This window comes from Mycoplasma sp. 6243, assembly GCF_051200785.1.
Taxonomy (GTDB): domain Bacteria; phylum Bacillota_I; class Bacilli_A; order Mycoplasmatales; family Metamycoplasmataceae; genus Mycoplasmopsis.
The window spans coordinates 668,210-682,800 of sequence record NZ_CP195154.1 but is presented as its reverse complement, the minus strand read 5'-3'; the positions used below and the strand labels follow the sequence as shown (position 1 = coordinate 682,800).

Below are 14,591 nucleotides of genomic sequence, written 5' to 3'. Positions count from 1 at the left end.
TCATTAGATAAAAAACATAATTTTTTATTTCTATTTATAATCTTTTTTAATATAATTAAAAAGCTTTCAATTATTAAGATAATTTTTATTAAAAAAACCACAAAGGAGAAAAACCATGGCTATTGTACCAAAACGTAAAACATCTAAACAACGTAAACACAAAAGACAAACACACAGTGCTTTAACATTACCTAATTTAGTAAAATGCAGTAACTGTTCAGAAGCAATTGAACAACATGTTGTATGCTGAAATTGTGGTTTTTACAAAGGTGTAAAAGTTAAACACTATGTTGCACAAAGTGACAGAATTCAGAAATAGTAGCATTTGCTATTTTTTTTCGCCTTTTTTAGTTTGTAATTAGTTCTTTTTTTATATATACAGTGGAGGAAAAAATGATACTTTATAAAATCGGTGAAATAGTTCACAAAAATAAAAATAACTTGATATTTGAAAATAAAGGTGATGGTTACATTGTAACTGTTCCAAGCATAAATCGCTTTGAATTAGGACAAAAATTGAAAATATACATTTATGAACATTCAACAGATTATCTACATAATTTCTATGGGTTTAAGGAATTTAAAGAAAGAATCCTATTTATGGATTTACTAAATGTAGATAAAGTAGGACCAAAAGTAGCGATTATCATCTTGGATAAAGGTTGAGAACTAATAGCAAATGCAATTGCACAAAATAATTGAGAAGAAATTGCAAAATGTCAATTTGTAAGCGAAAAAACAGCACGACTTATATGCTTAGAATTAGGTGATAAATGAAGAAAAATGGTTGATAAAAGCATTCAAACTAATTCCGAATCAACTGCAATGATTAATGAATTATCAAACACATTATCAACATTAGGTTTCAAGAAAAAACAAATTGATTACGCGCTTTTAAATATTACAGAGAAAAAAGACTTTGATAAGATGCTAGAAGAAAGCATTGGTTTAATTACTGGAAATAAAGATGGAGAAATTAGAGCTTAGGCCTCAAAATTTTGATGATTTTATAGGACAAAATCATTTAAAAAATACACTAAAAACAATTATAGAAAGTTCAAAAGTCCAAAACAAAGTACTTCCACATATACTTTTTTATGGTTCTCCTGGTATGGGTAAAACAACATTAGCTACAATTATAGCAAATGAATATGGTAAAAGCATTCATTATGTTCAGGGAGCAAATATTGAGAAGAAATCTGATTTAATCAGTATGCTTTCTGTAATTAACGAAGGAGATATATTATTTATTGATGAAATCCATAGTATTAATAAAGCAGTGATTGAATTTTTATATAATGCAATGGAAGATTTTGTTTTTGACTTAATCATAGGTGTAGATGGTAATTCTCGTTCGATGCGTATGAAGATAAAACCATTCACATTGATTGGAGCAACTACTAAAATTAACGAAATAATCCAACCACTTAAGGATCGTTTTGGCTATATTGGTAGAATTATTAATTACACAAAAGATGATATTATAAGAATTCTTGAGAATACATGTACCAAATTGAATATAAAAGTTGCAACTGAAATTTTAGAAATTTTATGTGAATATTCAAGATTGACACCTAGAATTGCAAATCACATCATTCAGCGTGTACACGATTTTGCTATCTCTCATAATAATGGTATTATTGATAAAAAGATTACTAAGAAAACTTTAAGAAGTTTGGAAATTTATAAATACGGATTAACAAACGAACATATTCAGTATTTAGAAATTCTAAAGGATGGTTTTAATCAAAATAGTGTGTCATTAAACACTATTTCAGGTCTAACTATTCGTGAAAAAGGCGATATCCTAACTGAAATTGAACCGATTTTGCTTTATCTTAATTTAATTGAAAAAAGTTCACGAGGAAGGAGAATTACATCTAAAGGGATTGATTACTTAATTTCACAAAAAATATTATAACAAATACTAAATCTTACTAAAAAAAACCATAAATTGTGGTATATTTATATTTATGAATAATATGAAAAAATTATTATTTTCGAACAAATTTTTTAGATCCATAATAAGTATTTTTATGCTCATTTCTGCAATCATTGCGATTGTGTTTGGTAGCATTTTTTATATTGGTAAATCATCGAACACATCCATAGATTACACTAATGGGATTAAAACTGTTATATCGGTGAAATATAATGGTAATTTAGCAAATGCTTCTGAAACAGAGAAAGTTAATGTAGATATCGCAAAGAGAATTAGTGGTAGCAATGTTACAACATTATCCGATGGTTATTTGTTGGTAAATAAAAGTGGAAACTTTAACGATGATGAAAAATCAAAATTTGAACATCAATTGGTAGATAAACCAAGTTTATTAATTACGGATTCTGATTTAAAACCATTATTCTTAGAAGGTAAATATAATTCTAATCTTAGTTTAGATACTGCTGATTATGATAAATTATTCCCACCATTTAAAAAAGATGGTGCTAGTTATACACCTTCAAATTTTGATAATTCAAACTTTATATCTATTGCTGTTTCAGAAAATTCAGAATGGGCACAAGCAACTGAGGGTGTATTAAGATTGAAAGATAAACATATGCTTTTTTGACTTAATTATAAGGATTTAGAATTAATTGCAAAAAATGATGCATCAGGTTGACAAAAAGCAAACAAGAATCTTTGAAATTATGTGCATGTTAATGAACGTGTTAGGGAACCAAATGCACAAAAAGATAACTTGATTAAAGAAAACCTTAAAAAATATTTTATCGGTAGTTTATTAATTAACCAAAATGGGCAACCAATTCGTCTATCAAATAATTATACAAATAATCAAGCTACAGATTTGGCAAATGAGATTAATTTTGCACTTGATGATTATAAATTAGATCTTGTTTCAAGTGTATATGCTCATCAAGAAGTTGATAATTCTACAGTGTTTTATACAATGATTGCTGCTATTACTATTTTTGTAGTTCTTTCTATCTTTATGATAGTTAATTATGGTATTTTAGGAGCATTAAACACTATTTCTGCAGCGTTATATATTTTTCTAACATTATTAATCTTTACAGCGTTGCGAGGGGAATATTCACCATACACCTTTATTTTTGTTATTTCTAGTTATTGATTCTTTTTGGATACTAGTATTTTACTTTTTGATCGAATGAAGCATCGGATAAAAAAAGGAGATACTCAGAAAAAAGCAATCAAAAATTCATACCGCGATTCAGTTTGGTCGATTGTTGATACGAATATTTTAATCTTAATACTTGGTATATTTACTTATTTCCTTGGACAAAACACATTTAATATTGCTTCGGTAATATATGTAATTGCTTCAGTTTTTTTAGTTTTTATTGTTTTAGTATTTAATAAATACACTCTTGAATTTATAATAAATAATGGTCTTGAAAAAAAGAATTGAATTTATGGAATTTATCAAAAAACAGACACATTACCTAAATCAAACTTTTCAAAAGTTAATTGAATAAAAACATCTAATTACTTAATTATTTTTATTTTCATTATAATAGTAGTTGGATTAATTGTTTTTATTACTTTATCTACAGTTTATAAAAATACATTAGCATCATTTAGCATTGATACAAATGCAGGTGGTGGAACAATGTTTTTTATTACTGATAATTATAATGATTCGCATTTAGGTTTATCCAACTCAATTGCAAAAGAATTAGTAAATAAACTAAATGAAAATTCAGAACTGAAATCTTATAACATAGTATATAACATAGCAAGAAATTCAAATTCTGATTACTATAGCATCATTGCAACATCTAAGCAAAATTTATCGGATCAAGAAGTTATCCAGATTCAAAAAATAATAAAAGGTGCAACTGATGTAAGTTTAAAAATTGATTTTATCAAACTTTCTAACAAAGAACTCAGCAAATCATTAGTTATTTCAATTATTTTATTTGCTATTTTCTCTGCATTAATTGTAATTTACTATATTATCCGAATAGGTATTACATATGCTGTAGCAGGTTTATTAGGATTTATCTTATTGTTTTTAAGTCTATATGCAATTTTATTCATTACTAGAATACCATTGAATAATTATGTTCTAGTAGCATTCTTAATCTTAGAATCAATATATATTTATATTACAACTAATTTATTTGCTAACATCAAAGCAGTAATACGTCATAGATATCATCAACACAGTTTGTCAAAAACGGATGTTAAATTAGTTATAAACGATGTGATTAGCAAATCAATCACTAAGTTTATTTATTTGCTTATAATAATAATGATTACTTTAATCATTTTACTAGTTCTTAATATAACAACAAATCTATGATTTGGTGTCTTTATGTTGTTTGGATTATTAATATTACTTATATCAAGTTTATTTGTTACAACAAGATTTTTTGTATTCTTTGAACAAATACATCAAAGAATTAAAATCAATCGTGATGCAAGTGGTTATTGAGAAGTTAATAAAACAGAAGAGCAAGTTTTCAACGGGATTAACGATTATAAATAAAAATGACTTTTCACAGTTTGAAAGGTCATTTTTAATGAATTTATGCATAAATATGATAAAATTAATGTTATAGTAAATAAGGAGTTCAAATGAAGCTTTCATTGATTTCGCTTGATAATAAATATAAAAAAGATGTTAAAAAATATTTAAAAGATTTAGTTGAACAAGATAATCAGGATTTTGAGGTTATTTTATGCCTTAATCATAGCAATGAAGAAACACAAGTTATGAGGGTAATTAGTGAATATTACGACTTCTTTAAAGAACGCTTAATTGTTATATATAACAGTAAAATTAATTCATATCAGTATAACTTACTTAGTGCTTTTAAACTTGCTAAAGGTGATTTTATCGCTGTAATAAATAGCACAAGTCATCTAAAAAAAAATTATGTTTCTGAAATAGTTAATCAAGCAAAATTTTATGATGTTGATATATTAGAACTTAAACCAAGAATAATTGGTTCTATTAGTTGAAAACCCAAACTTCGACAACAAACTGATAAGCCTGTTTTAATTAGCAAAAATAAATCAGTAATAGCATATGCCTTCCCTTTTATTTTTAATAAAATTTTCAAAAAACAACTATTAAAAAAGGTAATAAATTATATTCCTGCAAACAATTATGATACTAAAATGTGTATTGAAATAAATTATATTTTATTATTAGAAGCAAAAACTTATATGTATTTAGATTACAGAATATATCGTGAATATTTTGATTCTGATATTTGATTTAATACCAAACATTTACTTGGAAGTTTTAATGGAATAGAAAAACGAATGTTAAATAAACCAATTGAAGATAGATGTGATGAAGAATTTATATATGCTAAATCCTATTTTATTAAGTTGCTTTTAACTGGATTTTTAATTGGTACTTCATTGATGTATCGAACAATTTTCTTTAATGAAAGGAGAATAATTAAAGAAAAAAGAAGTAAATTTTTACTTGATAAACACTTTGAGTTATTAACGAAGTTAGAAAACCAATTTTGTGCAAATAATTACTATTCATCAAATCCATATATAAGAAAAACATCAACTGAAACTTCGCTGATTTTATCTGATAGCAAGAAACTTCGTAAAATACCTATTTTGTCAGCATTAGAATAATGTATCAAAATGTTAATTTTTTAAGAAGATTTACAATCGATTTAATAAATTTTATTATTTATGCAATAGTTATTTATTTAATCTTTTGAGGATTTTCACATAATTCAGTTATAAAAGAAAAAATAAATGCTTTAAATTACTATTTAGCATTTGTAGTTGCAATTCTTTGATCAAATTTATATTATTTCTTTTTCCCTTGACTAACAAAAGGGAAAATGTTCGGTGAATATATTTTTAAATGTAAAGTAATTGATACCCACAGTAAAGTATTTAAGATAAAAATGCTCTTAAAGAGAAATATTATTGCTGCATTTTTTATATCATTTATTTTTTTATTTTTTCTTGCGACTATTTATCCATCTGATATAAAAGTTACAGATAAAAAAATCCCAGAACTCAATGAAAGTATCAAGAATAATATTGCTATTAAAGTTAGCACTACCTTATTTTCTATGCTTGGTTTTACAAAATTTGCTAATTATTTTTTATTAGTTTTTTGAAAAAAAAGACTTTCATTAACTGATTTTTTAACTAACTCAAGAATGGTCTTTAATAAACAAATTGAAGCAACTTCAAATAATCAATATATATTAGAACCATTTCGCTATCAATGAAGACAAATATATCGTAGTGATCAATTTAATTTACCATAAAGGAAGCATATGAATATAAATAAGAAGATTAATTTGCTTGCTGATCTTAATGAACATCAAGCACAGGCAGTTAAATATTTCGATACCCCTTTACGTATTATAGCAGGAGCCGGAACAGGGAAAACTAAGGTACTTACTCGAAAGGTATCCTATTTAATCAATGCATATGGAATTTCTCCAAGTAAAATCCTAGCTGTAACCTTTACTAACAAGGCTGCACAAGAGATGTCGGGTAGAATTCAAAAATACTGTAATGAAAGCAAAGATAAACTTAACATTATGACATTTCACTCCTTTTGTGCTGGTATTTTGAAAAAAGAAATTCATTTATTAGGATACAAAAATAATTTTATTATTATCGATGAAGCTGATAAAGAACAAGTTCTTGCAAAAATATACAAAGAATTTGATATTACAACTAATGAGGTAAGTTATAAAAGTGCATTGCAACATATTTCTCACATAAAAAACTTTAATAAAAACATTTCTGATTTATATAAAGAAGAAGGTGAAAAAAGTATTTTAAACAAAATTTATGTACAATATACTAATTATTTAGCACAAAATGGAGCATTAGATTTTGATGATTTAATTTTACAAACTAATAATTTATTTACATTACGTCCCGATGTTTTAACAAAATATAAGAATAAATATGATTATATTTTAATCGATGAGTTTCAGGATACATCAGTGCTGCAATATCAAATTATTAAGAGTATTATTACACCACATACACATTTAACAATTGTAGGTGATCCAGATCAAACTATATATAATTGACGAGGTGCGGATGTTAATTTAATTTTAAATTTTAACAAAGATTTTCCAAATGCTAAAACAGTTGTTTTGGATGTTAATTATCGTTCTACAAAGAAGATTTTAGATGCTGCTAATAAGTTAATTAAGCATAACAAAATTCGTTTTAATAAAGATTTAGTTACTGATAATGAATCAGGAGTAAATATTAAATATATGCATAGTTTCAACGAAGAAGCAGAAGCTAGATGAGTTGTAAATGAGATAAACTTACTTAAAAAAGAGAAAAATCAACTTAAATCGATTGCTATTTTGTATCGTTCTAACTTTTATTCACGTGCTTTTGAGCAAATCCTTATTGAAGAAGGAATTCCACATCGAATTATGAATGGGACTAAGTTTTATCAACGTAGTGAGGTCAAAGACACAGTTGCATTTTTAAGAGTAATCTTTAACGGTCATGAGTTATCAATGCAGCGGATTATTAATGTTCCAAATCGTGGTTTAGGTGAAAAAAATCTTCAAATCATTAAACATTTTGTTGATTCAACTAATGAAAACAGTACCTTAACAGCATTGATGAAAAACTGAAGTAGATTTATTAAGGAACATCGTTCTGTTTCGGAAAAAATTAAAGGTTTTATCGGTTTAATTGCCAGATATCATAAAGCCTTGATTAAACCAAAAGCAAAAATTGCACAAGTCATTGAGTTTTTCTTAAAAGAAATACAATATTTTAAATTTATTGAAAAAAACAAAAACCTACGCGGAACTGCCGAAGAAAATGTTAATGAATTAATTAACTCAATTGCGATTTGGGAAAAGAAAAATCCAGATAAAACAATTGAAGATTATTTAAATTATATTAATTTCTTATCTGTAAATGATGATTCAGATGGCAATACCAATTTTGTTACTTTGATGACTATCCATTCAGCTAAAGGATTAGAATATGATAACATCTTTTTAGTCGGGCTTACTAAAGGAGTTTTTCCGACTCAAAGATTGTATGATAAAGATAACAAAATCCTTGATGAAGAGATGCTTGAAGAAGAACGCAGATTAGCATATGTTGCTGTAACAAGGGCAAAAAAGAAATTATTTATAAGTTCATCACGAGGCAAAATAATCGGAACAAATTTAGATAAGGAACCATCTCGGTTTGTAAATGAAATAGGAATTAATGTGCAAGATTCGTTGATTGCCGGCTCAAACTACGGATTAGATTTAAGCATTACAAACGAAGATGAAATCAAATCAATTAATTCAAAAATGATTATAGGGGATAAAATTTCGCATACAATGTTCGGTGAAGGTGAAGTAGTTGATTTAGGTGATAACAATGACGCTGTGATTAAATTTAAAGATGGAGAAACACGAACGTTAAATAAAACCCATCATTCTATTCGGATTTTAAAAGAGAGATAAGATGCTGCTTTGAATTATTTTAGCTATTATTTGTGCAATTTTAATTTTAATTATCATAGTTGTTTTTGCTTTGGCTATTTTTTATCTATATCACCGAAGTGCATCTGGTGTTATTTTGTTTAAAATTGATTATAACAATAAGCGAGTAATACGATTAAATCCAAGGTTTTATTTTCTTGCAACAATTTTTGATTCTAAAAAAAGTGATTTTAAAATGTATAAGTATATTCCGTTAAAAAACTTTTTAGAATATTTCGATTTAGAGAGTGCAAGTAAGATAGAAGTTGTTTTAGAAAATCAAAATAATAATTTTTCGTTGCAAGATTTACAGGTTTTTATAAATAATAAAATTCGTAATGACTTTAGTTTTATTGACAAACTTATTTTTAGATTTGATAGAAATTTTACTCACAAAAAACCTTATCATATGCAAGTTACAAACAACCAAAAAGGTGAATTTTTTTGTCAGATTAAATGAACAAATTTTAGAGAAAACAAACCATTAAATATCATAAATAATTCATATGAAGAAAAAACAAATATAAGACTCGGTTCATATATAGTTTTGGGTTTTGCTTTAAAACCACATACCTTAATTTCAAATCATATAAATGATACAGATTTAAGTAATATTGGTTATTTATTTAATTTTAATATAAAGAAATCATACTTTTTTAATAAAGATGGAATGATTTATTTTCTTATAAAAAAGAATTTTTTAACTAAAATAGAGCATTATATTAATAAAGTAAAAAACATCAATGAATTATCATTATATACACAAATATTACTTGCAGCAACGGTATTTGAACGTAAAATTGATTCGCTAAATCAAATATCAGCAGTAGAAGAAATTTTAAAATTTTCATTATATAACATTGTTGCAAAACCAGATTCATACAATGAATTTCTTAATAAAAAACTAATAGAAAAAGATAAAGAGTTTTTGAAATTTAAAACAGATTTATCGCAATATTTATTTATTAATAATAATTTAGATGAAAATTTTGATATTAGCAAACACAAAATATTAAAATATAATTCCAATGATGTTACAAGATTATCAGTAGCAGAATTAAAATGCAAAAATAACTTTGAAAACAATAAAAATTTTATAATATTTAAAAATAATCCTTACTTAAACTTTATTTTCCAACCAAAATGAAATGATTTTTTATCGCAAAAATTGACAAAAAAATCAAAAAATAAGTTATTTAAAATTTCTCAGGAAGTTTTTTTGCAAGATAATTTTTTTATAACACAAGAATCACCAATCCCACTAGTATATAGCGAAAAAAATATATTTGATGTTCCAAAACTTAAACAGAAAATATCGGAAAATTTAAAAAAGCGTATTGCAACAACATTATATGTTAATACAATTGACAAAAATTTATTTAATATAATAAACGATGTTAAATTAAAAGCTATTGTAATAGGAAAGGATATATCAAAAAAAATTCATTTAAACAATAACATCTTCTTAGAAGTGTTTTCATTAGTTACATTAGCAAAGAATCGCAACATTCTTATAATATATGAAGATGTTATTAAAAATATTGATACATATATAATGCAAAAAGCAGAAGTAGAATATTTTTATACATCTGAATAACTAATTGTAATCTACCTTTTTCTCCTTTGTCAAGGTGGGAAAAGGTATTTTTTATATATATAACTTGTGAATAAGTATGTTAATAATATTATTATATTTATTTAAAAAATAAATATAATAGAATTTAAATATGAGAAAAAAAATCTATCTACATACAAATACTGAATATTCATTTTTAAATTCTACAATTAGGGTTGCTGATTTGCTGCATTTAAGCAAACTAATGAATCAAGAATATATCACCTTAACTGACTTTCAAAATTTTTATGCTTTGCAGTATTATTGAGAATTTATGGATGAATATGATTTTAAACCTATCATAGGAGTTGAATTAGAACTTATCCAAGGTTTTAGAGTTATTGCTATAGCAAAAAATAATAATGGATTAAATTACTTATATAAAATCGTTACAAATATTTCACAAAGTCAAATCCCTGATTATTATTACCTTGATAATAATGATATTTACTTAATTGATCATGATGAATATGGACATATAGCAAAAGAAATTAATTTAGATTATTATTTAGATAATTTCTATCTTAACTCAAAAAAAGTATTACATCATCAAAGTGTTTATGCTCCAACCAAAAGGATTCTACATTTTGAAGACAATGAACTATTACCTATCTTAACTTTTATAGCAGGCAAAAACGAAACAATAAGAGTATATAATGATTATTTTGATGATAATGAATTTGAAGATATTGATGAGATAGTTTATCTAAATATGCTAAAAATAGTTGAATCAATATCAATTAGTAAACCTGATTCAAAAATCAAATTAGCAAAGTTTTCCGAAAATTCCAAAGAAATATTTCAGTCAAAGGTATTAGGTAAACGCTACCAGCAACTAATTAAACATTATGATAAAGAACAAGTTATTCAAAGAATTAAACATGAAGTAAAAGTGATTGATTCGCTTGGATTTATTGATTATTTTTTAATTATTCATGATGCACTCTCTTATGCCCGCGAGCATAAGATAAATATCGGACCAGGTCGGGGTAGTTCATCAGGTTCCTTGGTAGCATATTTATTAGAAATTACATCGATTAATCCACTTGAATTTGACTTACTTTTTGAAAGATTTTTGAATGTCGATCGTGTGTCATTACCTGATATTGATATTGATATTCAAGATAACCGTCGCGATGAAGTATTAAGTTATTTAAAACAAAAATATGGATGCGAAAATTTTGCATTAATATCGACTTTTCAGACATTGGCTAGTAAAAATTCAATTCGCGATGTTGCTCGTTATTTAATTTCAAAAAATTTAATCAATATCAGCAAAACTGAAATAGATAACATTGCATCAACACTAAGTTTAAATGATAAAAACCTTTTAGATGCTTACGAAAATAATTCAAAATATAGATTACATATTTCTAAATTTCCTTTATTACATCAACTAGCATCAAAAATTGAAGGACTACCACGACAGGTTGGTTTACATGCTGCTGGTGTAGTGGTTGCAAATCAACCAATTAATCAATTAGTAGCAACTCATTATAATGATAATAGTTTTCAACAAATAGAAATGACAATGAATTATTTAGAACGTTTCGGTTTAATTAAGATAGACTTTTTAGGACTAAAAAACCTTACTTTTATACAAGAAATTGAAAACCAACTACCTGAAGAAAACCATTTTGATAATATAATGAATCAATCTTATTCACTTTTTAATGATAAAATAACATTTGATTTATTAAACAAACAATATACTGATGGAATTTTTCAACTTGAATCTCCTAAAATGAGACAAACTATAAAACAAGTGCATGTTGATAGTTTTGATGATATTTATGCAATTATTTCACTATTTAGACCAGGACCTGCAAAATATATACCGATATACGCTAAAAATAAACAGAATATTCACTTAATCGAAAAAGTACATCCGATTTATGATGCTATTGTGAAGCAAACATATGGGATTATAGTATATCAAGAACAAATTATGCAAATAGCTCAAAAATTGACAGGGATGACTTTTTCACAAGCAGACCTTTTACGTCGTGCAATTTCTAAAAAAGATGAGCAAGAGTTACATAAATTAAAAGGTTTATTCTTTGAAGGTGGACTAAAAAATAATATTCCAGAAGAAAAGCTTGAAGAAATTTATAGTAAAATAGAAAGTTTTGCAAATTACGGATTTAACAAAGCTCATGCTGTCGCATATGCATTGATAGCATATAAATTAGCCTATTATAAAACACGCTATCCACAAATTTTTTATCAAGCATTATTATCAGATGCAGGGATGGATTCATCAAATATCAAAAGATATTCAGAAGAGGCTTATATGCAAGGTATTTTAGTTGTAGCTCCTGATATTAATATCTCTAGTACCTCAGCAGTGTTTTGAAAGGATCGTATTTATCTTTCCTTGCAGATTATCAAAGGTATTGGTTCGGTTGCTGTAACTAAGATTATCAGTGAACGCAGTAATTACGGATATTATCCTGATTTTATAACTGCTATTTTAAGATTAAAAAGGATAGGTATTGGTGAAGCAGTTATAGATATTTTAATTAAAGCAGGAGTTTTCAGAAGTTTTGGCGGAGTTAAATATTTACTTACTATGATTCCAACTATTAATGAACTTTTTGCCGCCTATCAGATGCAAGTAAAAAGAAGTTCGGAAAATTTAGATGATTTTGATTTTTTATTAACATATATATCAAATGCACAGGTATCACAAATGATATTTCCACCAGTTACCGAAGATTTAACCGAGCAAGAAGCATATGAAATTAAATATTTAGGGGCCAAATATACAACGGATAATAAAGAATATTTAAAAAAATTAAAAGATGATCATATTCCGTGTCTGATTAATGTTAATGAAGTAGGTTTATGAATCGATGTTGAGATTTTATCAGTTAAAAACGGAAACAATCCTAGACACACAAAGGTAAAAGTTAAAGATATTTCAGCGGTTGTAGAACTGCAAGGTTGAAGTCAAAATATAAAAAATTTATTAAATCGAAAACCAAAAACACGAATTCGAGCATTTGTAAAAAAGCGCAACGGATTTTATAATCTTATCGAATACAAGGAGCTAATCAATGACTAAGCAAGAAATTTCATTAGTAATAGATGGAAATTATTTAATTTTTCAATCTTTTTATGCATCATATCGAGGCGATTTAACTAATATTTTAAGAAACGATGAAGGTTTTCCAACTAATGCATTACAACTATTTTTAATGCAAATTATTAAGTTAATTAAACACATAAAACCAAAATACCTTTTCATCGCTTTTGATGCACCAGGAAAAACGAAAAGACACTTGCAATATAGTAAGTATAAATCAGGTCGTGCTTCATCTCCGAATGAGCTATATTTGCAAATTGATAAAATCAAAGAGATTTTAAGTGTGTTAAAATTACCATGATTTCAGCAATTTGGCGATGAAGCAGACGACCTTGTTGCAACTTATGTCACAAAAATACCAGGTAAAAAGTTTATTTTTTCAGCCGATAAAGATTTATTACAATTAGTTAGTTCAGATGTTGAAGTTATATTGAATAAAAAAAATGAATATCTTCATATTAATGAGCAAAATTTTGTTGAATTTTATCATATAAAACCTAATCAAATAGCTACATATAAAGGTTTAAAAGGTGATCCATCGGATAATCTACCTGGAGTATGTGGGATTGGTGATATAACAGCAATTAAGTTAATTAAGGCTTTCAATGACTTTGATAATATCTATAAAAATATCGTAAACAGCAATCTCTTTACCAAATCAATTAAAGAAAAACTTTTAGCAGGTTATAGTGATGGAAAAATGTGCTATGAACTGGCAAAATTAAACACAGATGTAAGTGATTTTGATCTGAATATCCAAAAATATCTGCTCAACATCGATTTAGAAGCTGCAAATGATGTTCTTGATCAACTACAACTTAATACGGTAAAATCATGACTAATAAAACTAAAAAAATAGCAATTGTAGGTAGAATCGCCTCAGGAAAAAGTTATTTTCTTAACACATTAGCTTCCTTGGGCTATAAAACCATAAATATGGATGAATATGTATTAAATATATATCAAAATGATTTAGCCTTTATCAAACTAATACAATGCAGCATCGGAGAGTTTTTAATAAAGGATGGTAGAATATCAAAACAAGTTTTAAAAGATTGATTAGCACTTGATTATAACAATTTTGAAACTCTTGAAAGACTTTTATATCCATATTTAAAAACAAAATTACTACAAGAAACATTTGATTTTGTTGAAATACCAATTTTATTTACTCAAATAACAGATTTTAGTGACCTTTTTGATGAAATTTGAAATATGTCTATATGTCCGAAAAAGCGCAAGGAATTTGTTAATAAGTGCTTTGTGGAAAAGTCATTTTTTGAGTATTTAGATAAAAAAAATAACTATAAATGAACTAAAAACGAATTTTTTAGAAACAAAAGGGTTGTGAATATCCCTATGAGAAGTCGTGATACTAAGCAAAAAATTATGAAAATTCTGCAAAAATATAAATAAGTATTTAAAATTATTCTTACCTGA

General features: G+C 26.0%; 11 protein-coding genes. All 11 read left to right on the top strand.

Features of this window, described 5'->3' with window-relative positions; translation table 4 throughout:
* Nucleotides 1-115 precede the first annotated feature (115 nt).
* Nucleotides 116-319: a 50S ribosomal protein L32 gene (gene rpmF, locus ACR82Z_RS02820; protein ID WP_435128492.1), complete on the top strand. Its 204-nt coding sequence runs from the start codon at nt 116-118 to the stop codon at nt 317-319.
* A gap of 74 nt (nt 320-393) precedes the next feature.
* Nucleotides 394-987 carry a Holliday junction branch migration protein RuvA gene (gene ruvA / locus ACR82Z_RS02815; protein WP_435128490.1) on the top strand — a complete coding sequence of 198 codons (594 nt, stop codon included), beginning with the start codon at nt 394-396 and terminating at the stop codon, nt 985-987.
* Nucleotides 968-1,921, top strand: a complete 954-nt coding sequence (ruvB, locus tag ACR82Z_RS02810; RefSeq protein WP_435128487.1) for a Holliday junction branch migration DNA helicase RuvB — start codon at nt 968-970, stop codon at nt 1,919-1,921. The genes ruvA and ruvB overlap by 20 nt, the downstream gene beginning before the upstream one ends.
* Before the next feature lie 115 nt (nt 1,922-2,036).
* Nucleotides 2,037-4,475, top strand: coding sequence for a protein translocase subunit SecDF (secDF, locus tag ACR82Z_RS02805; protein ID WP_435128484.1), 2,439 nt, complete (start codon nt 2,037-2,039; stop codon nt 4,473-4,475).
* 89 nt (nt 4,476-4,564) lie between these two features.
* Nucleotides 4,565-5,590, top strand: coding sequence for a glycosyltransferase family A protein (locus ACR82Z_RS02800; RefSeq protein WP_435128481.1), 1,026 nt, complete (start codon nt 4,565-4,567; stop codon nt 5,588-5,590).
* Nucleotides 5,590-6,243, top strand: coding sequence for an RDD family protein (locus ACR82Z_RS02795; RefSeq protein WP_435128478.1), 654 nt, complete (start codon nt 5,590-5,592; stop codon nt 6,241-6,243). The genes ACR82Z_RS02800 and ACR82Z_RS02795 overlap by 1 nt, the downstream gene beginning before the upstream one ends.
* A 9-nt stretch (nt 6,244-6,252) precedes the next feature.
* On the top strand, nt 6,253-8,430 hold the full coding sequence (locus ACR82Z_RS02790; RefSeq protein ID WP_435128475.1) for an ATP-dependent helicase: 2,178 nt from the start codon (nt 6,253-6,255) through the stop codon (nt 8,428-8,430).
* Between the two features lies 1 nt (nt 8,431).
* Nucleotides 8,432-10,045, top strand: coding sequence for an MHO_4530 family protein (locus ACR82Z_RS02785; protein ID WP_435128472.1), 1,614 nt, complete (start codon nt 8,432-8,434; stop codon nt 10,043-10,045).
* Nucleotides 10,046-10,175: 130 nt separating this feature from the next.
* Nucleotides 10,176-13,130, top strand: coding sequence for a DNA polymerase III subunit alpha (dnaE, locus tag ACR82Z_RS02780; protein WP_435128470.1), 2,955 nt, complete (start codon nt 10,176-10,178; stop codon nt 13,128-13,130).
* Nucleotides 13,123-14,010 (top strand): 5'-3' exonuclease, encoded by an 888-nt coding sequence (locus tag ACR82Z_RS02775; protein ID WP_435128467.1) that lies wholly within the window; start codon nt 13,123-13,125, stop codon nt 14,008-14,010. The genes dnaE and ACR82Z_RS02775 overlap by 8 nt, the downstream gene beginning before the upstream one ends.
* On the top strand, nt 13,986-14,567 hold the full coding sequence (locus ACR82Z_RS02770; protein WP_435128464.1) for a dephospho-CoA kinase: 582 nt from the start codon (nt 13,986-13,988) through the stop codon (nt 14,565-14,567). The genes ACR82Z_RS02775 and ACR82Z_RS02770 overlap by 25 nt, the downstream gene beginning before the upstream one ends.
* Nucleotides 14,568-14,591: the final 24 nt, after the last annotated feature.